Below are 21,513 nucleotides of genomic sequence, written 5' to 3' on the forward strand. Positions count from 1 at the left end.
TCCGCGCCTGGGGCGCGCGCAAAAAAGAAAAACCCCCGGGGCGAAGGACCGGGGGTTTTTCGGGGTACTGCAATCCCCGGCCGAAGCCGGGGAGGCCGGATGGCGGGACTTAGAAGTCCATGCCGCCCATGCCGCCCATGCCGCCGGGCATGGCCGGAGCAGCGGGCTTGTCTTCGGCCAGTTCGACCACGGCGGCTTCGGCCGTCAGCAGCAGGCTGGCGACGGAGGCGGCGTTCTGCAGGGCGGTGCGGGTCACCTTGGTGGGATCCAGCACGCCTTGCTCGACCAGGTCGGTGTACTCGCCGGTCGCGGCGTTGTAGCCGTAGTTGCCCTTGCCGTTGAGCACGGTGTTGACCACCACGCTGGCTTCTTCGCCGGCGTTGGTGACGATCGTGCGCAGCGGCTCTTCGACGGCGCGCAGGATCAGCTTGATGCCGGCGTTCTGGTCAGCGGTGTCGCCCTTCAGGTCGGCGATGGCCTGCTTGGCGCGCAGCAGCGCAACGCCGCCGCCAGCCACCACGCCTTCTTCCACTGCAGCGCGGGTGGCGTGCAGGGCGTCTTCGACGCGGGCCTTCTTTTCCTTCATTTCGACTTCGGTGGCAGCGCCAACGCGAATCACGGCAACGCCGCCGGCCAGCTTGGCCACGCGTTCCTGCAGCTTTTCACGGTCGTAGTCGGACGTGGCTTCTTCGATCTGGACGCGGATCTGCTTGACGCGAGCTTCGATCGACTTGCTGTCGCCAGCGCCGTCGATAATGGTCGTGTTTTCCTTGCCCACTTCGATGCGCTTGGCCTGGCCCAGCTCGGCCAGCGTGGCCTTTTCCAGCGACATGCCGGTTTCTTCGGAGATCACCGTGCCGCCCGTCAGGATGGCGATGTCTTCCAGCATGGCCTTGCGGCGGTCGCCGAAGCCCGGCGCCTTGACGGCGGTGGTCTTCAGGATGCCACGGATGTTGTTCACGACCAGGGTGGCCAGGGCTTCGCCTTCGACGTCTTCGGCGATGATCAGCAGCGGACGGCTCGACTTGGCGACTTGTTCCAGCACCGGCAGCAGGTCACGGATGTTGCTGATCTTCTTGTCGAAAATCAGAACGAACGGATCTTCCAGAGCGGCGACTTGCTTGTCCGGGTTGTTGATGAAGTAGGGCGACAGGTAGCCGCGGTCGAATTGCATGCCTTCGACGACGTCCAGCTCGTTTTCCAGCGACTTGCCGTCTTCGACGGTGATGACGCCTTCCTTGCCGACCTTGTCCATCGCGTCAGCGATGATCTGGCCGATGGAGGTGTCGCTGTTGGCCGAGATCGAGCCGACCTGGGCGATTTCCTTGCTGGTCGTGACCGGCTTGGATTGCTTCTTCAGCTCGGCGACGGCGGCGGCGACGGCCTTGTCGATGCCGCGCTTCAGGTCGATCGGGTTGAAACCGGCGGCAACGTACTTCAGGCCTTCCTGAACGATGGCCTGGGCCAGCACGGTGGCGGTGGTGGTGCCGTCACCGGCGTTGTCGGAGGTCTTCGAGGCGACGTCCTTGACCAGCTGGGCGCCGATGTTCTCGAACTTGTCCTTCAGTTCGATTTCCTTGGCCACGGACACGCCGTCCTTGGTCACCGTCGGGGCGCCGAACGAGCGCTCCAGCACGACGTTGCGACCCTTGGGGCCGAGGGTGGTTTTAACAGCGTTGGCGAGAACATTCACGCCGCGGACGATGCGCACGCGGGCGTCGTCACCGAACAATACTTGCTTGGCAGCCATTTCTTAGCTTCCTTCGAAAATTCGTTTGAGGCAGGGTTTACTGGACCACGGCGAGGATTTCGTCCTCGCGGATGACGAGCAGCTCTTCGCCGTCAACCTTCACGGACTGGCCGGCGTACTTGCCGAACAGAACCTTGTCGCCAGCCTTCAGGTCGACGGGCAGGATCTTGCCGTCTTCGGTCTTCTTGCCGGGGCCGACGGCCACGACTTCACCTTGGTCAGGCTTTTCGGCGGCGCTGTCGGGGATGACGATGCCCGAGGCAGTCTTGCGCTCGTTTTCGAGGCGTTTGACGATCACGCGATCGCCCAGGGGACGCAAGGCCATGTGGAACTCCTGTTACAAAAAGAAGAAGAGAATGTTCAGTTGAGCCCGGGAATGTTGTTAGCACTCACCGGTGTCGAGTGCTAATTATAGGGATGATGTCCGGGGCTTCAAGGGGGGCGGGGGCGGTTGTTACATTTTGGGCGAAGGGGGCGGGCGCCGCAGCCCGTTCAATTCGAGACTGTTCCAAGCCGGTCAAATGCAGCGTAAGCGAAAGCTGTGGCCGGATGTCTCCTCCGGGCCGTAGGCGTATTCAAGCGCGTATGTACACCCATCCCGCCGCTTGCATTCTTGCGATCTCAAGAACAGCCGGGCCACCCAGGACTTGCAGTGGTTCCCTGTTGCCCCTGCCCAGTCGTTCCAGACTGACGGGGCAGATCCACGTCGAGGCATCCAGGCGCTCATGCGCCACGTCCAACGCGGCTTCGACAGCCTGCGCATTGGCGATGATGCGCACTTCGGCGGCAGGCATGCCATTTCTCAAGTTCAGTGCGTTGTTTCGTGCCCGTTGAAGGGCAGCCGGCGAGGGGGCGTGCAGGATGACTTTCAGTTCCGGTTCCATATGGGTCTCGCTATTGGTCTAGTTGTCAGCAGGTCAACGAGGCCCCAGTACTTCGTTCAACTGATCGCCCTGGGGCATGCCCCTGAACTTTTTCACGGTGCCGTCTTCCTCGCGTACGACGATTCCCGGCGTTCCCCGGAAGCCCGTCGACACCATCAGCATCTGGTTGCGCGCCAGCACTTCCAGTACGTCATCAGGAACTTCGGAGGCGGGCTCGATGCCGCCCTGGTCGAAGCGCTGCTCATTCTTCTGCAGGGCGGCCGAGGGGTCCGGAGCCCGCAGTATCGCTGCCGCCTTGGCGGGGCTGTCGTCGCGGATGACCCCCACGAGTATGTGCCGGAGCTGCACTTTGCCGGCCTCAACCCAGGGGCGCGACGCCTCCCAGAACTGGTGGCAATAGGGGCAGTTGGCGTCCGAAAACGTGTAGACGATGCGCGGCGCTTCGGAGCGGCCGTCCAGCACCCAGGAGGATTCGCTCAGCTGCGACCAGACTTTCTTTCCCATTGGCTTGGCCACCAGGTCTTGGAGCGTGGCTGCGTCAATGGGGCGGCCCTCCACGTCCACTCGCGTGCCGACGATCGCCGTGCCATCCGGGGTGACATAAATGGCGACGGGGCGTTCCTGGATGGCGCCGGCGAAACCGCGCAGTCCGTCCGCCACGTTGAATTCCTGAATAACGGTAAGTCCCTGGGTTTCCAAGGCCTTGAGCACGGGCGGCCGGGCCGGTTCCCCGGCATGGACCGGCGCGGCCAGCAGTGCGGCACAGGCCGCGGCGACGAGCGGACGCGCCAAAGGCTTGGTGCGCATATCAGTCCTCCTTTCTGTTGATGAAGTCATGGCGGGATAGCTTGTCTCTGAGCGTCGCGGATGTCAGTTCGCCGACGTGCGAGTCCACCATCCTTCCCTCGGGGTCGAAGAACAAAGTGGTGGGAAGGCCGCGGGCGCTCATGGTTCGCGTGATTGTCGAGAACGGGTCCAAGAGGACGTGGTCCAGCGTCAGGCCGTTATGTTCGATGAACGCTTTCACCTGTTGCTGGGACTCGCCCTGGTTGACGGCGACGAAGGCAATGTCGGGGTAGGTCTTTTGCGCCATCTCGAAAACGGGCATTTCGCGCCTGCACGGAGGACACCAGCTGGCCCACAGGTTGAGAACGACAGGCCGGCCCGTATACGCCTTCAGAGAAATGGGTTCGTTTGCCATCGTCATCAGCGAGGAATCGGGCAGGGGCGGGGCGTGGCGATACATCGAATCCACCGCGCCCATCGCAGCCAGCCAGATGGCTATCCCGGCCAGCATGCCGCCAAATGCCGGCTTGCGCAGCGCGGGCGCCGAACGGGTTTTCAACCACAGGGCAATCGCCGCGGCGAACAAGCCAACCCACCAGGTGAATCCGCCGTCCCCGATGGCCAGAACCGCCTTGGGCGTCGTTGCGTAGTCCTCCCAGTTTCGGACGATGTATCCGAATCGCGCCGCGAGCAGCCCCCAGAAAAACGCATCCAGCAGCGCCCAGCCTGCCGATCCGGACGGGCGCTGCGCAAGCCTGCGCGCCAGGGCGCTTGCTACCCCCAGGGAAACGATCGCGCCAATGGCGATCGCCACCAGGTGAATCGAAAACGGTCCCAGGCCGATCATGGCGCGCCCGCCCGGTCCAAGTGGGCCAGGAACCGATCCGCGTCGATCTCGCCGATCATGCGCAGTTCCCGACGCTCGTTGCCGTCGGGCCCTATGAGAATGAGCGTGGGCGGCCCCAGCACTTTCCAATGCTTGAGCAATGCCTGGTCGGTTGCGTCGTTATGCGTGACGTCTGGGCGTACGACCTGCATGCGCCCGAGCCTGGCCGCCACGGTCGGGTCGCCGAAGACGTTGCGCTCGATCACGTGGCAACTGATGCACCAGTCGGCATAGAAGTCGATCAGGGTCCATTTGCCTTGCTCGCCGGCCTGGGCCAACAGCCTGTCCACATCGGCGACCGACTTGGCGGCAACGTATGCTGGCCTGGAATTTCCGGCGGCGGAATTCTCCGGCAGGCCGCGTAAATGATTCAGCGGCTGAAGGGTTGAGGTTCCGCCGGACGCGCCGCCGACCAGCATGAGAATCGACCACAGGCCGGATACCGCCGCCGTTGTCCGGAGGGTCCACAGCAGGCGGTGCCGGGCCGCCACGGCGTTCGCCCACGCCAATAGACCGAGGGTGACGGACAGCCCCCAAATTGCCCAGATCACGAGACCGATGGTGGCCGGCACGAAGCGGTCCAGCATCAGCGCGGCCATTCCCAGCATGACATAGCCGAATGCCACTTTGACGCGGTCCATCCATGCTCCGGGCTTGGGGAGCGCGCGGGCGCCGAACACCGTGATCGCCAACAGGGGCAGGCCCATGCCCATTCCCAGGGCAAACAAGGCGATTCCCCCCTGCAGCGCGCTGCCTGTCTGTCCGATGTACAGCAGCGCCCCGGCCAATGGCGCCGTCATGCAAGGCCCGACGAGCAGCGCCGACAGGAATCCCAGGGCTGCGGCCCCGGGCAGGCTGCCGCCGCTGCTTTTTCTGCCTGCGGACTCGACGCGGCTGACCAGCGCTGAAGGCAGGCGCAGTTCGAACATGCCGAACAAGGAGCTGGCGAGAACGAGGAACAGAACGGCAAATGCCCCAAGCAGCAAGGGGGATTGCAGCGTGGCCTGCACATTGGCGCCGGCGAGCCCGGCCGCCACGCCGACGACGGCGTACGTTGCGGCCATCGCCAGGACATACGACACGGACAGGGCGAAGGCGCGCCTCGACTTCGCCTGGCTGCCTACGACGATAGAGGAAACGATCGGGATCATGGGGAGCGTGCAGGGCGTGAACGCCAGTAGCAGGCCAAATCCAAAAAACAGCACGGGTCCCCAAATCGGTCCGAGGTCCGCCAGGCGCTGGGCGGCGCTCTGGTCCTGCGCGGCGGAAGTGCCTGCCGCTGCCGGCGATCCGCTTTTTTCCGTGGCATCGGCGCTGGCGGCCGGCAAGCTCAGCGCCACCGTTTGGGGAGGGTAGCAAATGCCCGCCTCGGCACAACCTTGCCAGTGCAGCGTGGCCTGCGCGCCGGCGCCTTGCCAGCGCAGGCGCAGGGCGTCTCCGGTGTAGACCTCTGTTTCGCCGAAAAATTCGTCGTGCTTGGTGACGCCTTCAGGTAGGGTGACGGCGGCTTCGCTGCCATCGCCGCCGACGATCTTCAGCGACTGCCGATAGACGTAGTAGCCTTTCGCGATGTGGCCTTGAACCGACAGGAAGTCCCCTTCCCGATAAACCGGCTCGACCTTGAAGACCTCGTCCGGCTCCAGGAATTCCACGTCTTCCGACGATGAAAGCCAGCCGCTGTCCGCCCGTGCGCCACCGATGGCGAACCAGCACACCAGGAAAACTGCAATGAGCCGCCCAAACCGAATCAAATCCCGCTCCTTCAACCGCTATTCCGCCATGTTGCAACATCCCGATTAAGCGAGACTAAAGGGCGCGCGAGGCGGCTGGCGGGTTGCAGCCATGCGCCATGTGTGTCGGGAAACTCGCCTAACATATTCCCTGTTGTTTACAGGAATCGAGACTGCTGTGCGGGTACTTTTGGTCGAGGACGATGATCTGATCGGTAAAGGAATTGTGGCCGGCCTCAGGCCGCACGGCATTACCGCGCATCACGTATGCACGGCCGCCGAAGCGGAGGCCGCGCAGGCCGAGGCCGCCTACCATGCCCTGATACTGGACCTGGGCCTTCCCGATCGCGACGGCATGGAGTTGCTGTCTATTGCCAGGGCCGTGGATCCAAACATGCCCGTCCTGGTTCTGACGGCGCGAGACGCCATGGAGCATCGGCTTGCGGGCCTGCATGGCGGGGCGGACGATTACATGACGAAGCCCTTCGACCTGCGTGAGCTGGCCGCCCGCCTGCATGCGCTCGTGCGGCGCACGCAGGGCCGGACGACCCAGGTCATCAACGCCGGCCCGTTGCGGCTTGAGCCGGATAGCGGGCTTGCGTGGTTCGACGGCGCCCCGATTCTGCTTTCGCGTCGGGAAGTCGATCTGCTGACGCACCTGGCGGCTGCAGACGGCCGATGGGTGATGCCGGATGTCCTCAACGAAAGACTGTACGGAGGGTGCGAGGAGATCAACAGCAACGCCTTGAACGTGCATATTCACAACATACGGCGCAAGCTGGGAGCGGCCGCGATAGAGACGGCTCGCGGCCTGGGATATCGGTTGGGCTGGAGATCGGAATCATGAGCTTGAGGTTTCGCGCGGTCCTGATCGCCGGGATTTCCATCGCAGTGCTTTGGGCCGCGGCGGCCGCCTGGATGATGCAGGGCGTGCGCGCCGATCTCGATCGTACGCTCGATGGCCGCCTCGCGATGTCCGCCCGGATGGTCGCCGGGCTGCTGGAGCGCGGCGCCCTGGAGCCCGCGAAGCCGGACGGCGACCTGACCGAGGCGGTGCGCGTAGATGGCGGAGAAGGAATCAGCTGCCTGATCCGAGGGCTGCATGGAGAGGTGCTGGCGCGGACCAACGACAGCCCGACAGGCATAGACAGTGTCGCCACCGGATACAGCGTGCACGAGGAGCGTGGGCAGAAATGGCGTGTCTACGTGCTGAACGCTAACGGTTACCAGATCACCACCGCCGACCGCATCGATCAACGGAATCTGTTGATCGAGGATCTCTTGCGGGCCGCTGGCATCCCGTTTCTCATCGCGGTGCTTGGCGGGCTCGGCGCGCTATGGATAGGCATCGGCAGGGGGCTCGCTCCGCTAAAGAACTTGCGGCATCAACTCAGGGCGAGGCAGACCGAGGACACGTCTCCGATTGCGGTCCATCGCTCGCCTTCGGAGCTGCGGCCGGTGCTCGACGCCATGAACGGGCTGCTGGGGCGGCTTGCGTCCGCGCTCTCCAGTCAGCGGGCATTTACGGACGCGGCCGCGCACGAACTGCGAACGCCGCTGACCGTGATCGACACGCACCTGCAGGTGATTCGGATCACCGACCGCGAAGACGCGGAGTTTTCACTTCGGAGCGCAGAGGAGGGCGTGCGGCGCTTGCGGCGAACGCTGGACCAGATGATGATCCTGGCCCGCACCGAGGCGGACGTCACCCAAGTCGAAGGAAACTGCACTTCCATCGTATCAGCGGTCCAAACCGCACTGGGCCGCCTTGGCGACGGCGCGTGCGATCGCGTGGACCTGACCATAGAGGGCGACGACCGGCGGGCGGCGATGCCGAAATCGATGCTGGAAACGGCCGTGCGCAACCTCGCCGAGAATGCCGTTCTTTATTCTCCGCCGGAACGGCGCGTCGATGTCGCCGTCGTATTCGACCAGGAAGCCGCCCGTTGCCGGATTACCGTGGCCGATCGCGGCCCTGGGCTGGGCCAGGAGCAGATCGCCCAGGTCGGACGTCGGTTCTGGCGCGGTGACCAGGGCCGCAAGCAGGGCGATGGATCGGGACTCGGCATTTCAATCGTGCGCGCGATTTCCGACCGATTCGGCGCCCGACTGAAACTGGGCCCACGGCCGGGCGGCGGGCTCGTCGCCGAAATCTCGGTCCCGCTATGCGTCGACGACTCGCGGGAAAAACCGCGTTAAGACCGTAGGGGGGGCGCGCGTTCTGCGCGCGCCGGGCGGGACCACGAAATTCCAACAGAAAGTGCGAACCGCGCGCCCGGTGTGGCGGCGGTTTGCGCGCTTGCCGCGACCCATTGCCGCGCGCAACGGGCAAAGCTCCCTGCAGGGGCGTTCTTAATTCTCACTTAATCGTCGTCGGCAAACATACGCCCATTTTTCTTACAAGAACAACTGCAGGGAGTGGGAGCCGTGAGGCGCAAGCAGACACACGTGACACCGTCCGAACTCATAGGGGCGCCTTTCCGGGCGCGCAACGCCGTCGAAGCCGGCACCCCTTGGGTTATCGGAAAAAAATAGCATGTCCTCAACACTCGGGTTCTTGCTGGCGCTCAGTTTCGTCGTGTCCCTGGTCGCGCTGGGCGCGCTCATCTGGGCCATTGCGAACAAGCAGATCAGCGCGGGGAAAAAGGAAGCGTCCTCCATTTTTCTCGGCGGGGAAGCGGGCGTTCTTGACGACCCCTCTTCCACCAGCGGCGAAGCTGCCGAGGCCGCGCATCGATTCGACGTCGAACGCGCCGGAATCGACGCGCCTGGATCGGGCGTGGTGCTGCTGCTCTCCACGGTTTCGATCCTGTTTCTGATCGTCGGCTCCCTATTCGGCCTCGTCGCGTCCCTCAAGCTGCACATGCCTGACTGGCTCGCGGAGGTCGCCTTCACGACGTTTGGGCGGGCGCGAACGATACACCTCAACATGGTGGCCTATGGTTGGCTGTCGGCTGCCGGCATCGGAGTCGCCTTGTGGATCCTGCCTCGCATCTTCCACACCCCGCTCAGACGTCCGGCATTTGCCCGCGCCGGCGCGGTGCTGTGGTCGATCGGCGTTGTGTGCGGTGTGATTGCGATTGGCGGCGGGTGGTCCGACGGACTGGAATGGCTTGAAATTCCATGGCAGGTCGATCTGCTCCTGGCCCTAGGCGGAGCACTGATGGCGTGGTCCGCGATCGATACGGCCTTGCATCGCACCGTCCACCATCTCTACGTATCCGGGTGGTACTTCCTGGCGGGGCTAGCCTGGTTTCCGATACTGTTTTTCATCGCGAACATACCGGGCCTTCATCTGGGGGTGCAGCAGGCGACCATGAACTGGTGGTTCGCGCACAACGTGCTTGGGTTGTGGCTGACGCCCCTCGGCGTCGGAACCGCCTACTACTTGATTCCGAAGATCATCGGCAAGCCGGTCTATTCCTATAGCGTCTCGCTGCTGGGATTCTGGGGGCTGGCGCTGTTCTATAGCCAGGTTGGCATTCACCACCTGATCGGTGGCCCCATCCCCACGTGGGTGGTGACGCTGTCCATCGTTCACAGCGTGATGATGTTCATCCCGGTCATCGCGGTGGCGGTAAACCAGCACGTAACCGTTGCTCAAAACATCTGGGCTTTCAAGCAGTCCATGGCGCTGCGGTTCGTATGGACCGGCGCCCTGATGTATACGGCGGCGTCCTTTCAGGGCTCGCTGGAGGCGGTCCGGGCGGTCAACTCGATCACCCATTTCACGCATTACACGGTGGGCCACGCGCATCTGGGCGCCTATGCGTTCGTGTCGGTCGTGCTGTTCGGCGCCTTCTATTACATGATGCCCCATCTGACCGGAAAGCGATGGCCGTGGCCGAGGCTCATCGCCTTGCACTACTGGCTGACCGTCGCGGGCTTCCTCATTTATTTCTTGGCCTTGACCATCGGCGGCTTTTTTCAGGGTGTCGAGCTACTCGACCCCGACGTTGCATTCGCGGATATCACACGGCACATCATTCCCTACTTGGAGGGGCGGTCTCTGGGAGGGGCGTTGATGACATCGGGGCACATCGTTTTCGGCATTCACTTCTTTGGCCTGTTGATCGCCAAACGTCCCTTGGTAGGGGGCAAGCATGAATAGAATCACCCCGCTTCTGCTGGTGGCGACCGGCATCCTCGCGTTTGCGACGCTGATGCTGGTGATTCTGCCTGGCTGGCAGGTGCGCACCATCGAGCCGCCGAAAGCGCTGAGCCCATACACGCTGGAACAACTGAGCGGCCGCCAGCAGTACATCGCCAATGGTTGCGTGTACTGCCATAGCCAGCAGCCACGCTCGACGGGCCAGACCTTCGCGGACCTGGCGCGAGGCTGGGGGAGGGCGTCGACGCCGGGCGACTACGCATACGACGAGCCGCATCTGTTGGGCACCATGCGTACGGGTCCGGACTTGCTGAACGTGGGCGGCAGGCTTCCGAGCAGGGATTGGCATCTGACCCATCTTTATCAGCCGCGCGCAATATTCGACTGGAGCATCATGCCTTCCTACCCGTATCTTTTCGAGACCAAGGACAAGGCGCAGGCGGGCGACGTCGTGGTCAAGCTGCCCAAGGACTATCAGCCAGCTGACGGAAAAGTCGTTGTTGCGCGCAAGGAGGCACTGGATCTGGTTGCATATCTCCTCAGCTTGAACCGCTCCTATTCGGTCAGTGACCGTGAAGCGGCAATGCGAGACAGGGGATACGACCGGACTGTCGATAAACAGAACGGCGCTCAGTCGGGTCGCGGCGTACAGCACTAGGGGATCAGCCAAATGCCAACTCGTGAAAAGCGCTCTGTCGAGCGTGTTGAGGACGTCGACCCCGCATTCGATCCATGGGAGCCATCCCGGCCTATCCCCATATTTGTTCTAGGGATTTTCATCGCCCTGGCCGTCTGGGGTGGGTTCAGCTATGTCGGTGACCTCGTGCCGGAACGCGTGGCGGCCGGCGATACGGTCACGCCTGCGGCGAGCACGGTGAATCAGCCTGCCGGCGCCGCGAACGATGCTCCCCGTTTGATTCATGGCGGCTCGGCCGAGGTGTGGAGCTGTGCGTCGTGCCACGGCGCCGCCGGACAAGGAGCGGGACAGACGCCCCGGCTCGCGGGCTTGAACAGCGCTTACATCGTCAAGCAGCTTCAGGATTTCGTCTCGGGCGCTCGCACCAATGAGTCGATGCGATACGTCGCCTCGCAGCTCAGCCCGTCCGAGATGAATGAAGTCGCCGAGTACTACTCGGCGCTATCGATACCCGCCGCGCCTTCGCCCTCGGGAGATGGCCGCTTCAACCGAGGGCGCGAGCTCAACCTGCGCGGAGACTGGAATAGGGATGTGCCGGCATGCGCGACGTGCCACGGCGAGGCCGGAGAGGGCCTGGGCGCCACATTTCCCCGCCTGGCGGGCCAGCAGCCCGAATATCTGTTCAGCCAGCTGACCGCGTGGAAGGGCGGCAGACGCCACAACTCGCCGCAGTCGCTGATGGAGGATATCGCCTCCCGCATGAGCGAAGAAGACATGTGGGCCGCAGCGCAGTACTTCGGTTCTCTGCGGACAGCGCACTCGAAATAAGAAGGAAGCGGACAGCAATGGCTATGCAAAATTCCAGCCGGTCGAAGAACTCGGCGAGAAGCAGGATCGTCTATGCCGGCGTGCTCGGGTTGGTGCTTTTCGGCATCGGGTACGCCGTCTACCAGAGCGGAGGAATCGGTCACGTCTATCAGGCGCTCGGTGGAAAGCCCGAGACCAAGGCGCTTTCGTCCGCATACGAGCGGGCGCATATGGAGGCCGACCGGAAAGCCTATAAAGCAGACCGGGCTGCGGAACTGCCCAGGATGCCTGTCGACGCTGACGGCTACTACGCGCCGCCGCCGGAAAGCGCCATTCCGGACAATCCGTATGGCGATGCGGTACGACGCGGGCGAGCCATCTTTACGGAGACCGGGACGCATGTAAAGGACCACGTCGGAAATGCAATGGCGTGCGTGAACTGCCACCTGGACGCCGGCCGGCGGGAAAACGCGGCGCCGATGTGGGCGGCGTACGGCGCCTATCCCGCCTATCGAAGCAAGACGAAATCGATCAGCACCCTGGAGGATCGAATAATGGGGTGCTTCACCTATTCCATGAACGCTCAGGGGTCCCCATCCGGCAAGCCGCCGGAAGCCGGCAGCGACGTCTACCGGGATCTCATCACCTACATGGCCTGGTTGTCCGATGGCGCGCCCGCAGGTCAAAAGCTGCCGGGCGCGCTGTACCCCAAGGTGCCCAAACCCGAGCAAGGATACGACTTGATGCGCGGCCTGGCCGTTTACCAGCAGAACTGCGCGCTGTGCCATGGCGGAGACGGCCAGGGCACGACGGACCCGGAGGGAAAAGTACGTTTTCCGCCCTTGTGGGGGCCGGACTCGTACAACTGGGGGGCGGGCATGGCCCGGATCAATACGGCCGCGGGGTTCATCAAGGCGAACATGCCTTACGGCAAGCCCTTTTCCCTGACGGATCAGGAGGCCTGGGACGTGGCCGCGTTCATCAATAGCCACGAGAGGCCGAAGGACCCGCGACAGACCGGCACGGTTGCGCAGGCCGCCAAAGCGTTTCACGGCGGCGAGTCCTTCTATGGAAAAACACTGGAAGGGCATTTGCTGGGCTCGGGCGTGGGGGCCAGCCGCGATTAACGGGCGAGACCGATGGCTGCTATCGATCTGGAACCCATACGCTTGGCCGGCAGGGCGGTGCTGGCCGTCAGGGGGATGTGGTGCACGAGCTGCGCGATGGCGCTGCAGCGCTCGCTTGCGCGGGTCCCCGGCGTTCGGGACGTCGCCGTGAACTTCATCTCGGGGTCTGCCCTTCTACGCTGGGACCCCGCATCGGCAAGGCTGGACGAGATTTCCAGCCGAGCGGATAAGCTGGGCTACGAGCTTTCGTTCATGCGCGACGATGAGAGCGCCGACGAGGCGCTCGGCGCGCAGGCGCAGCGCATACGTTTTCAGCTTGTCGTAGCGGTCGTCTTCGGCATGTGGAGCATGTTGGGCGCCTGGGTGCTTTACCTCGATCCCGGGCTCAACGGCAGTGCCGAAGGCAATGGGATCGCATGGCTGAGCGTGGCCGCCGGGCTGCCCGTCATGCTCTATTCCGGCCAGGACTTCTTTCGTGCTGCGTTCAACACGCTGCGCGCGGGCTTTGCCGGCATGGACGCGCTCGTCAGTATCGGCGCATTGGGCGCGCTACTCGTTTCCGTGTGGAATCTTTTGGCGGGAAGCACCGAAATCTACATGGACGCGGCCACCATGCTCATCACCTTCCTGCTTGCGGGCCGGTTGATCGAGATCCACGCCCGCCAGGAAAGCGGCGTCACGATGCGTGCCCTGGCGCGACTGGCGCCCGAGATTGCGAGCGTGGTGGACGAGCGGGGCGCCGCTGAACCGCGGCCGATTGCGCAGGTCGGCGCGGGAGACCTCGTCCTGGTGCGTGCCGGCGAGAGAGTTCCGGTCGATGGCGTCGTCGTGAGCGGACACTCGGATGTGGACCTGTCGCTGCTGACCGGGGAGTCCATGCCCGGCAGAGTGGGACCGGCAGACAATGTGATGGCGGGGACGGTCAATCTCGGTTCCCCCTTGCAGGTAAAGGTGGTGGCCAGTCACGGCGCCAGGCGCATTGACCTGCTCGGCCTGCGCATGCTGGAGTTGTTCGGCGCCCGGCCGTCCCTTTCCATGGCGGCCGAACGATTCGTCCGGTGGCTGTTCCCGATTGTGAGCCTGGTCGCCGCGTTTTCCTTTCTTTACTACCTGAGCACAGGGCACCCGATCAGCAATGCATTGATCTCGGCGCTGAGCCTGTTCGTCGCCGCATGCCCCTGCGCGGTCGGGCTGTCCATGCCGCTGGCATATGCGCTTGGAGCCAAACGAGCCGCACAGAGCGGGACGCTGTGGCGCGATCCGGCCAGCGTCGAAGCGCTGGCAAAGTCGAGCACGATTGCGTTCGACAAGACTGGCACGCTCACGACCGGACAACTGGAAATCGCGGGCGTCGAGGTTGCGCAGGGCGGCCATCCAGCCGGCGTGGTTCGTCTGGCCTGGCAGGCGGAGTATGGCATTGTCCATCCCATCGCGGACGCGCTTCGCCGCCACGCGGATCGCAATGGCTGGCGTGCCGAAGCGGCGGGTGCTTCATTGGCGGCGCAAAGGCACCCCCGTGGCGTGAGCTTCGAGACGGACGAGGGGCAAGTCCTGGTCGGCGCCCGCTCGTGGCTGCAACGGCTTGAAGTCCAATTTCTGCCAGCAGGCGAGGATCGTCCGGGCGTGGTCCATATTGCTCGCAACGGCGTGTGGATCGGTTCCATACGCTTCCAGGATACCCTCCGCGCAGGGGTCCGATCCGCGTTGAAAGTCCTGGCGGACGAGGGCGTAGAACTGTGGCTGCTCACCGGAGATTCCGCCGCCGCGACTGAAAAGCTGACAGCTGGCATGCGCGTTCCATTCTCGCGGGTGTTGAGCGGATGTGGGCCGGATGAGAAGGCGGACGCGCTGGGTCAGGCGCGAGGCGGCGTCACCTTTGTCGGGGACGGCGTCAATGACGTGCTTGCGCTTGCCAGCGCCCAGTGCGGGGTTGCAGTGTCGTCCGCCGCGGCTGTCGCCACGTCCGCGGCCGGCATCGTCATCACTCAGGGCGGCGCGGAACAGATTGCAAGCGCCAGGTCCTGGGCCCGGCGGACGTACAGAATCATGCAGCAGAACCTGGTGTTTTCGATTTCGTACAACGCGGTCGTGGTAATTGCCCTGTTTGCAAGCGGAGCGACGCCTCTCGCCGCCGCCGTCGCGATGCTGTTGAGCAGCGCCTCGGTCTGTCTCAACGCGCTTCGGCTGGCGCAAGGGCCGAAACAGCGGCCGTCCCAGCCCCGTGTCGCCAGTTCCGTGACTTAGTCGGTTATGCGGCGCGAGGTTTGGGCCGCCGGCTCGGCGCCCGCCACGAGAACCCTACGTGGCGCGCAGCGCCTTCTTGTCGACCTTGTTGGCGCCGGTGTAGGGCAGGGCGTCGAGAATGCTGATGACCGCCGGCACCTTGTAGCGCGCCAGATTGGACTGGCAGTGCGCGATCAGGCCGGCCTCGTCGATGGCCGCGCCCGGCCGCAGGACCACGAAGGCGCGGATGACTTCGCCGCGATAGCTGTCCGGCCAGCCCACCGCCGCCGCTTCGGCCACGTCCGGGTGCAGATACAGCACCTCGTCGACTTCGCGCGGGTAGATGTTGTAGCCCCCTGAAATCACCAGGTCCTTCTTGCGGTCGCGGATGTACAGAAAGCCGTCCTCGGCGAATTCGCCGATGTCGCCGGTGTACAGCCAGCCGTCGCGCAGGGATTCGGCGGTGGCGTCGGGCCTGGCCAGGTAACCCTGCATGATCTGCGGCCCGCGCGCGCGGATTTCGCCGCGCTGGCCGGGCGGCAGCACCATCGTTCCCGATTCCAGATCGACCACTTGCACCTCGGTGCACGCCACCGGCGTGCCCACCGATCCGTGACGCGTTCCCGCCGGGCCGTTGTAGGTGAGGATCGGTCCCGCTTCGGTCTGGCCGTAGCCTTCGTATATGGGCGCGCCCACCGCGGCCTCCCAGCGCCGGTGCACTTCTTCGGCCAGCGGCGCGGAGCCCGAATAGCAGGCGCGCACGCTGGACCAGTCGGTGAGCGCGAAGCGGGCGTGCCCCAGCAGGCCGGTATAGATGGTGGGGCTGCCGGGAAACAGGGTAATGCGCTCGCGTTCGACGGCGTCGCAGACATCGTCGGGCCGGTAGCGCGGCAGCACCACCAGCGTCGCCGCCGCGCTGGTGGCCAGGAACAGGCCCATGGCCATGCCATAGGAATGGAACAGCGGCATGGCGCAAAGCACGCTGTCGGCGCCGTAACGGGTAGGCAGGGCCAGTTCCCGCTGCAGCACATTGGTGGCGATGGCGTCGCGCCCGAGAATGACGCCCTTGGGCTGCCCGGTCGTGCCGCCGGTGTACTGCAGCAGGGCGGGCGCCTGGGCGTCGGCGTCGTCCACGGGCACGTCCGCCATGCCCGGCGCACGCTCCATCCAGGCGCGGGCCTCGTTTTCCATGACTAGCCGGATGCCTAGCGCCGTCGCCAGCGGGGCGGCCACGGCGGCGCAAGCGCCATCGGCGATGAGCAGCGCGGGTTGCGCGTCGCGCAGGATGAATTCGAGTTCGCGGGCCGTATAGAGCGGATTGAGGGGGACGTGCTGGTTGCCGGCGCATTGCAGCGCCAGCGTCATCACGCAGGCCAGGTCGGAGTTGCTCAGCAGGGTGGCGACCCGGTCACCCGGGCGCGTGGCCTCGCACAGGCGGCTGGCCGCTGCCCAGGTCCGCGCCGCATAGCGCCGGTAGTCGAGGCGCAGCGCGCCGTAGACCAGCGCCGTGCGCTCGGGATAGTCGCGGGCCGCGCGCGCCAGCAGCGCGGGAATGCGCGGCACGTTTTCCAGGGCGGCGTTGCTCATCGTGCGCCTCCGGCGGCGTCCACCCGCAACACCACCGCCATGGCGCTGTCGCCGGCCGCGCAGCCGGTAAACAGGCCCTGACCGCCGCCGCGCTCGGCCAGTTCCTCGATGAGTTCAATGACGGACCGCAGGCCGGTCGGGCTTTGGGGGTGGCCCCACACCAGCGAGCAGCCGTTGTTGTTCATGGCCATGACATCGAAGCCCGTGGCGCGCGCCAACGCGATGTCCGAGACCACGAAGGGATTGTGCGTCTTCACGGCATGCAGGTCCGCGACCGCAAGGCCGGCGCGCGCCAGCGCGCGGCTGGCGGCCTCGATGGGCGCCTGCGGCATGTAGCCCTTTTCGGTACGCGACTGGCCGAAGGCCAGGATTTCGATGCCGATCTCGGGACGGCGAGACAGCTCGCGGGCCCGCCCGGCGGTCGCCAGAATCATGCCGGCGTTGCCGTCGGCCGGATGCGTCTGGCCGCCGTAGGTGATGGTGCCGCCGGGCAGCACCGGGGCCAGGCGAGCCAGGCCGTCCGCCGTCGTGGCGTGGACGCCTTCGTCGCCTTCCATCACCGACGCGATCCTGGCGTAGCGCGCATCGGGCACTTCGAAGGGCAGCGTCATGTAACGCTGCTGGAACCGGCGTCCATCGGCGCAGGCCTGCGCGTACTGCTCATAGCGGCGCAGCGTGACCGCATTTTGCTCTTCGGTGGAGATGCCGTGGCGTTCGGCCACGCGCTCGCCGGTCTGCAGCATGGACAGCCCGCTCCACGGGTCGTGCGAAAAATTGTCCAGCACCCAGTTTTCATGCGAGCCGGAACCGCCGGGGCCGGCAGGATCGGGATAGTAGAGCTGCGGGCCGTTGGAAACGCGGTCGGCCATCAGTACCAGGGAGGTCTCGGCGTGGCCGAGCATGAGTTCGGCTGCGGCCGTCGCCAGGCCGCGCACGGAAGTGGCGCAGGCCTGCGACACCACCGGCCCCGCCAGTTGAGGCGCGTCCAGCATGCCGGCCACCCAGGGCAGGCCGTAGAACGACCCCTGCTGCGGCACCGAGCAGCCCAGCACCGCGCTGTGCAGCGCCGTGGGCGCGATGCCCCGGCGTTCCAGTTCGCGGCGCGCGGTCCAGGCCGCGAAGCGCAGGCTATGCAGGCGTGACAGGCTGCCCTGCCAACGCGAAAACGGGGTGCTCCAATACACGCCATAGGGAATGTGTACGCCGGTCATGCGGACTCCTGATGCAAAGAGGCGGTTCAGGGCAGGAACTGCCAGGCGCCGGAACGGGCTTGCATCAGCACGACGCCGCGCTCGTCCAGGCCGTTGTGGTTGGTGGGCGACATCATGTAGATGCCCTGAGTGCCCACCGTGCCTTGCAGGCTTTCCAGCGCGTCGCGCAAAGCCTGGCGGAAGGCCGGCGTGCCGGCGGGGGCGTCGGCGGGGATCGTGGCGACGGCGGCGTCCAGCAGCAGGTAGGCGTCGTAGGTATAGGGCGCGAAGGCATTGCGCGAATCGGCGCCGTAGGTCGATTCGTACTGCTGGGCGTAACGGCTGGCCACCGGTTTGATCGGGCTGTCGGCAGGCAGTTGTTCCACCACCTGCACCGGGCCGCTGGGCACGATCACGCCATCCACGCCCTTGCCGCCGAGCTTCAGGAAGTCCTTGTTGATGACGCCATGGGTGTTGTACTGGACCCCCCGGTAGCCGCGCTCGCGCAGCGACAGATGGGGCAGGGCGCCTGGCGTGCCCGAGCCGCCGACGAGCACCGCGTCCGGCGCCAGCGACACGATCTTCAGCACCTGGGCGGTGACCGAATTGTCGGTGCGCGCATAGCGCTCGTTGCTGAGCACCTTGATGCCGCGCTTGGCCGCCGATTCCTGCAACGCGCGGTACACGGCGTCGCCCCAGGCGTCCGAGAAGCCGATGTACGCCACCGTCTTCACGCCGCGCTTGACCATGTCGGCGGTCAGCGAATCCACCATCAGGTCGATGCCGTGCGCCACCACGAATATCCATTCGGCGCGGTCAGGGCTGACCACGATGGGCGCCAGCGACAGCTGCGGGGTGCGCGCTTCGCGAGCGACTTCCGTGACCGCCATCGAGGTCGGCACATTGCTCGGGCCGATGATGGCGTCCACCTTGTTCTCGGTGACGAGCTTGCGCGCCGTCTTGACCGCGGAAGAGGGGTCGGTCGCATCGTCCAGGGCGATGTACTCCACGGCCCTGCCGCCCAGCGTCTTGGGCAGGAGCGGCACGGTGCTGCGGTACAGCGAGCCCATGGAAGCGCCGGGCCCGGTGCTGCTGGCGATCACGCCGATGCGGATGTCAGCGAGGGCGGCGCTGGGCGCCAGGGCGCAGGCCAGCGCCAGCGCGGCAAGAAGACGATACATGGCTATTCCCCTTTTCTGGATATGGCCCGGCTAGCGGGATGACCCTAGTATGGGCGGGTCGGCGATAACTGGATAATTGCGATTCCTTATCGTTCGATAACCAGTTTGCGGGTGCGGCCCATGTCGGAAATTCCCACTTTGCAGCAATTGCGGTCGCGCTTGCGCATTCGCCACCTGGTGTTGCTGGATGAACTGGGTCGAGTGGGGAATCTGCACCGCGCGGCCGAAGCGATGCACCTCAGCCAGCCGGCGCTGAGCAAGCTGCTTGGCGAGGCCGAGGCGCTGGCCGGGCAGGCCCTATTCGAACGTTCGCATCACGGCGTCGCGCCAACGGCGCTGGGGCTGCTGATGATCGACCGGGCTCGCCTGCTGCTGAATGAACTGGACGCGACCCATGCCGAGCTCGCCGCCGCGGCCAACGGCGCGACGGGCAAGGTGCGGGCGGGTATTTTCCCGGTGGTGGCGCATCTGCTGGTGCCTTTGGCGGTCGAGCGCCTGCAGGCGGCCCACCCCGCTTTGCGCATCGAATTGTTCGAAGGCCTGGAGCAGCAGCTGCTGCCGGCCTTGCGCGCGGGCGAACTGGATTGCGTCGTCGGGCGGCTGGGCGTGGAGGGCGCGGACGCGGACCTGCAGTGCGAGATCCTGTATGACGAGGCGACCGCCGTCGTCTGCGGACCGGCGCATCCCCTGGCCTCGCGCAGCCGGCTGAGCGGCGCCGCCCTGGACGCTTGCCGTTGGGTGCTGCCGTCACGCAATGCCGCGCTGTACAGCATGGTCGCCGCCGCCGTTTCGGCGCGCGGTGCCGGCTTCCCGCAAGTCGCTATCGAATCCAGCGCCATTCTGACCATCGTCTCGCTGCTGCAGCGGACCTCGCTGCTGTCGGCCATCCCGTTGCGCGTGGCGCGGGCGCTCGCCGAGAACGGGCAGGTGGCGATCCTGCCGCTGGCATTGCAGGCGCGATTGCATCCGGTCGGCATCATGACCCGGCGCGATGCCCGCGCCGCGGCGGCCGCTACGTTGTTCCTGAACGCGCTGCGCGAGGCGGCGACCGTGGTGCGGGCCGACGCCGGTCCATAAAAATCGCTCCAGGGCTGGATTTTTTCGAGGCCGCGGACGCGCAAATAGTGAAAACCCCTATTTGCATACGTATGCATTGCTCGAACAGTATGGCATGCGGCTCTCGTTGAACCGGGCCTTGGCGAGGAAGGCCCGGATATCGTCGCCCATTTATGCATTCGAATGCACCAGTGACGGCGGCCATGATTCGGCACGCCGCGAGAGGAGACAAGCATGAGAAGAAGACAGTTCCTGGCGGCTGCGGCCGCCTGCTCCGGCTGGAGCGCCATGCCGTCCTGGGCGCAAGGCGCGCCGGGCCTGAAGCCGGGCAAGCCGTATGCGGGCACCCGGCTGGCGATCATGTTGCCGCCGTCGTCGCAGTTCCGGGCGCAGGAAAAGCGCCTGGGCGAGTTCGAGGCGGCCACGGGCATCAAGGTCGCCTACCAGTACGTGCCTTACGGCCAGCTGCTGGAAAAGCTGACCACCGAAGCGGTCGGCGGTGGCAATGCCTATGATCTGATGGCCTACCAGGACAGCTGGCTGGCTTCGCTGTCGGGCTACCTCAGCCCGCTGGACGCGCACCTGGCGGATGGCGCGGTGGATCTGGGGCGTTATCCCGAGGTCTACCGCAAGGCCTGCCAGTACGGCGGCGCCACCTATGGCTTGCCTGTGCGGGCGCATCCCCAATTGCTGTTCTATCGGCGCGACCTGTACGAACAGGCCGGCGTGGCGCCGCCGCAGACGTGGGACCAGATGCTGGCCGCGGCGACGGCCGTGCAGGCCGCCAGCGGCGTGCCGGGCGTGGTGATGGACTACGTCAAGGGCAGCGGGTTCCAGAATCTGTGGATATGGCTGAACTGCCTGTGGGGCCACGGCGCCGACGTGCTCGACGCAGACGGAAAGCCGTCCTTTCAGCTGCCGGCGGGCGTGCGGGCCACGCAGGCCTATGTGGACGTGCTGCTCAAGCACCGCATCGCCAATCCCGGGTCCAGCCAGTTCAACGAGTACGACATGGTCAACGCCATGGCGCAGGGCAACGGCGCGACCATGATGGTGTGGTGGTGGACCTACTCCGTGCTGACCGGGGAGCGTTCGCGGCTGAAGCCCGAGCAGGTGGGTTTCGCTCCCATGCTGCGGGTCGGCTCGCCGCAGTCGCCGACCGTGGCAATCGTCATGCCGTTCGGCATCGCCAAGCAGTCGCGCCAGAAGGATGCGGCCTGGGAATTCCTGAAGTGGGTGTCCGACCCGGCGCTGGAGAAGGCCATCGTCTGCGACAAAAGCGACCCCCAGAGCGCAGATATCGTCGCGACCCACACGGCGACCTACCTGGACGACGAGGTCAACCGGATCAACCATGGCCTGCATCGCGCCGCGCTGACGAGCCTGCAAGGCGCCCGCACCGTGCCGCAACTGGTGAACTGGCCGCAGATCGCCACCGCGCTGGAATCGGCGGTGTCCGAGATCGTCTCCAGCGGCAAGCCGGTACAGGCGGCGCTGGACGACGCGGCCGCGCAGGTGGCCCGAATGAATCGCCGCGCCCGCGCGCGAGGGTAGGGAC

General features: G+C 65.4%; 18 protein-coding genes. 9 read left to right on the forward strand and 9 right to left on the reverse strand.

The genetic code is table 11. From position 1 onward, the window contains the following. Positions 1-109: 109 nt before the first annotated feature. The 6 genes from groL to dsbD form a co-directional block, all read right to left on the reverse strand. Positions 110-1,750, reverse strand: coding sequence for a chaperonin GroEL (groL, locus tag AC1IQ6_RS04390; protein ID WP_102773935.1), 1,641 nt, complete (start codon positions 1,748-1,750; stop codon positions 110-112). Positions 1,751-1,787: 37 nt separating this feature from the next. Beyond that, complete coding sequence (gene groES, locus AC1IQ6_RS04395) at positions 1,788-2,075, reverse strand: co-chaperone GroES (protein ID WP_006221616.1); 288 nt, start codon at positions 2,073-2,075, stop codon at positions 1,788-1,790. A gap of 250 nt (positions 2,076-2,325) precedes the next feature. Further along, entirely contained in the window at positions 2,326-2,634 is a 309-nt protein-coding gene (locus AC1IQ6_RS04400) for a hypothetical protein (RefSeq protein ID WP_485865912.1), read from the reverse strand. Positions 2,635-2,667: 33 nt separating this feature from the next. After that, positions 2,668-3,441 (reverse strand): thiol:disulfide interchange protein DsbG, encoded by a 774-nt coding sequence (gene dsbG, locus AC1IQ6_RS04405; RefSeq protein ID WP_485865913.1) that lies wholly within the window; start codon positions 3,439-3,441, stop codon positions 2,668-2,670. A 1-nt stretch (position 3,442) separates the two neighbouring features. Continuing rightward, on the reverse strand, positions 3,443-4,267 hold the full coding sequence (locus AC1IQ6_RS04410) for a prolipoprotein diacylglyceryl transferase family protein (RefSeq protein ID WP_485865914.1): 825 nt from the start codon (positions 4,265-4,267) through the stop codon (positions 3,443-3,445). Next, positions 4,264-6,072, reverse strand: a complete 1,809-nt coding sequence (gene dsbD, locus AC1IQ6_RS04415; RefSeq protein ID WP_485865915.1) for a protein-disulfide reductase DsbD — start codon at positions 6,070-6,072, stop codon at positions 4,264-4,266. Before dsbD ends, AC1IQ6_RS04410 begins: the two co-directional genes overlap by 4 nt. A 154-nt stretch (positions 6,073-6,226) precedes the next feature. Here dsbD and AC1IQ6_RS04420 point away from each other — a divergent pair, with 154 nt between their 5' ends. The 7 genes from AC1IQ6_RS04420 (at position 6,227) to AC1IQ6_RS04450 (ending at position 14,962) form a co-directional block, all read left to right on the forward strand. Beyond that, the gene (locus tag AC1IQ6_RS04420; RefSeq protein WP_479731078.1) at positions 6,227-6,883 is read left to right on the forward strand and encodes a response regulator; all 657 of its coding nucleotides are present in this window, start codon (positions 6,227-6,229) and stop codon (positions 6,881-6,883) included. Beyond that, entirely contained in the window at positions 6,880-8,235 is a 1,356-nt protein-coding gene (locus AC1IQ6_RS04425; RefSeq protein WP_485865916.1) for an ATP-binding protein, read from the forward strand. The genes AC1IQ6_RS04420 and AC1IQ6_RS04425 overlap by 4 nt, the downstream gene beginning before the upstream one ends. A gap of 337 nt (positions 8,236-8,572) precedes the next feature. Then, entirely contained in the window at positions 8,573-10,147 is a 1,575-nt protein-coding gene (locus tag AC1IQ6_RS04430) for a cbb3-type cytochrome c oxidase subunit I (protein WP_485865917.1), read from the forward strand. Then, positions 10,140-10,805, forward strand: coding sequence for a cbb3-type cytochrome c oxidase subunit II (locus tag AC1IQ6_RS04435; RefSeq protein ID WP_102773919.1), 666 nt, complete (start codon positions 10,140-10,142; stop codon positions 10,803-10,805). The genes AC1IQ6_RS04430 and AC1IQ6_RS04435 overlap by 8 nt, the downstream gene beginning before the upstream one ends. Positions 10,806-10,817: 12 nt before the next feature. Beyond that, the gene (locus tag AC1IQ6_RS04440) at positions 10,818-11,612 is read left to right on the forward strand and encodes a c-type cytochrome (protein ID WP_102773918.1); all 795 of its coding nucleotides are present in this window, start codon (positions 10,818-10,820) and stop codon (positions 11,610-11,612) included. 23 nt (positions 11,613-11,635) lie between these two features. Further along, entirely contained in the window at positions 11,636-12,718 is a 1,083-nt protein-coding gene (locus AC1IQ6_RS04445) for a c-type cytochrome (protein WP_485865918.1), read from the forward strand. Between the two features lie 12 nt (positions 12,719-12,730). After that, positions 12,731-14,962, forward strand: a complete 2,232-nt coding sequence (locus AC1IQ6_RS04450) for a heavy metal translocating P-type ATPase (RefSeq protein WP_485865919.1) — start codon at positions 12,731-12,733, stop codon at positions 14,960-14,962. 54 nt (positions 14,963-15,016) lie between these two features. Here the strand turns inward: AC1IQ6_RS04450 and AC1IQ6_RS04455 are convergent, their stop codons facing one another. From AC1IQ6_RS04455 to AC1IQ6_RS04465, 3 genes are read right to left on the reverse strand one after another with little or no spacing between them, the layout of a single operon-like run. Continuing rightward, positions 15,017-16,528 carry an AMP-binding protein gene (locus tag AC1IQ6_RS04455; RefSeq protein WP_485865920.1) on the reverse strand — a complete coding sequence of 504 codons (1,512 nt, stop codon included), beginning with the start codon at positions 16,526-16,528 and terminating at the stop codon, positions 15,017-15,019. Continuing rightward, entirely contained in the window at positions 16,525-17,739 is a 1,215-nt protein-coding gene (locus AC1IQ6_RS04460) for a thiolase family protein (protein ID WP_485865921.1), read from the reverse strand. Before AC1IQ6_RS04460 ends, AC1IQ6_RS04455 begins: the two co-directional genes overlap by 4 nt. Positions 17,740-17,765: 26 nt before the next feature. Beyond that, positions 17,766-18,899, reverse strand: a complete 1,134-nt coding sequence (locus tag AC1IQ6_RS04465; RefSeq protein WP_485865922.1) for an ABC transporter substrate-binding protein — start codon at positions 18,897-18,899, stop codon at positions 17,766-17,768. Positions 18,900-19,019: 120 nt separating this feature from the next. Between AC1IQ6_RS04465 and AC1IQ6_RS04470 the strand changes: the two genes are divergently transcribed. Then, the gene (locus tag AC1IQ6_RS04470) at positions 19,020-19,976 is read left to right on the forward strand and encodes a LysR substrate-binding domain-containing protein (protein WP_479731086.1); all 957 of its coding nucleotides are present in this window, start codon (positions 19,020-19,022) and stop codon (positions 19,974-19,976) included. Positions 19,977-20,189: 213 nt separating this feature from the next. After that, positions 20,190-21,509 (forward strand): ABC transporter substrate-binding protein, encoded by a 1,320-nt coding sequence (locus AC1IQ6_RS04475; RefSeq protein WP_485865923.1) that lies wholly within the window; start codon positions 20,190-20,192, stop codon positions 21,507-21,509. Positions 21,510-21,513: the final 4 nt, after the last annotated feature.

The organism is Achromobacter sp. MUI-25009338 (assembly GCF_057359325.1).

Excerpts from the sequence above, each read along its gene's own strand:
- groL (WP_102773935.1), bottom strand. The coding sequence starts at position 1,750 with ATGGCTGCCAAGCAAGTATTGTTCGGTGACGACGCCCGCGTGCGCATC.
- groES (WP_006221616.1), bottom strand. The coding sequence starts at position 2,075 with ATGGCCTTGCGTCCCCTGGGCGATCGCGTGATCGTCAAACGCCTCGAA.
- AC1IQ6_RS04400 (WP_485865912.1), bottom strand. The coding sequence starts at position 2,634 with ATGGAACCGGAACTGAAAGTCATCCTGCACGCCCCCTCGCCGGCTGCC.
- dsbG (WP_485865913.1), bottom strand. The coding sequence starts at position 3,441 with ATGCGCACCAAGCCTTTGGCGCGTCCGCTCGTCGCCGCGGCCTGTGCC.
- AC1IQ6_RS04410 (WP_485865914.1), bottom strand. The coding sequence starts at position 4,267 with ATGATCGGCCTGGGACCGTTTTCGATTCACCTGGTGGCGATCGCCATT.
- AC1IQ6_RS04425 (WP_485865916.1), top strand. The coding sequence starts at position 6,880 with ATGAGCTTGAGGTTTCGCGCGGTCCTGATCGCCGGGATTTCCATCGCA.
- AC1IQ6_RS04430 (WP_485865917.1), top strand. The coding sequence starts at position 8,573 with ATGTCCTCAACACTCGGGTTCTTGCTGGCGCTCAGTTTCGTCGTGTCC.
- AC1IQ6_RS04435 (WP_102773919.1), top strand. The coding sequence starts at position 10,140 with ATGAATAGAATCACCCCGCTTCTGCTGGTGGCGACCGGCATCCTCGCG.
- AC1IQ6_RS04440 (WP_102773918.1), top strand. The coding sequence starts at position 10,818 with ATGCCAACTCGTGAAAAGCGCTCTGTCGAGCGTGTTGAGGACGTCGAC.
- AC1IQ6_RS04445 (WP_485865918.1), top strand. The coding sequence starts at position 11,636 with ATGCAAAATTCCAGCCGGTCGAAGAACTCGGCGAGAAGCAGGATCGTC.
- AC1IQ6_RS04450 (WP_485865919.1), top strand. The coding sequence starts at position 12,731 with ATGGCTGCTATCGATCTGGAACCCATACGCTTGGCCGGCAGGGCGGTG.
- AC1IQ6_RS04455 (WP_485865920.1), bottom strand. The coding sequence starts at position 16,528 with ATGAGCAACGCCGCCCTGGAAAACGTGCCGCGCATTCCCGCGCTGCTG.
- AC1IQ6_RS04460 (WP_485865921.1), bottom strand. The coding sequence starts at position 17,739 with ATGACCGGCGTACACATTCCCTATGGCGTGTATTGGAGCACCCCGTTT.
- AC1IQ6_RS04465 (WP_485865922.1), bottom strand. The coding sequence starts at position 18,899 with ATGTATCGTCTTCTTGCCGCGCTGGCGCTGGCCTGCGCCCTGGCGCCC.
- AC1IQ6_RS04470 (WP_479731086.1), top strand. The coding sequence starts at position 19,020 with ATGTCGGAAATTCCCACTTTGCAGCAATTGCGGTCGCGCTTGCGCATT.
- AC1IQ6_RS04475 (WP_485865923.1), top strand. The coding sequence starts at position 20,190 with ATGAGAAGAAGACAGTTCCTGGCGGCTGCGGCCGCCTGCTCCGGCTGG.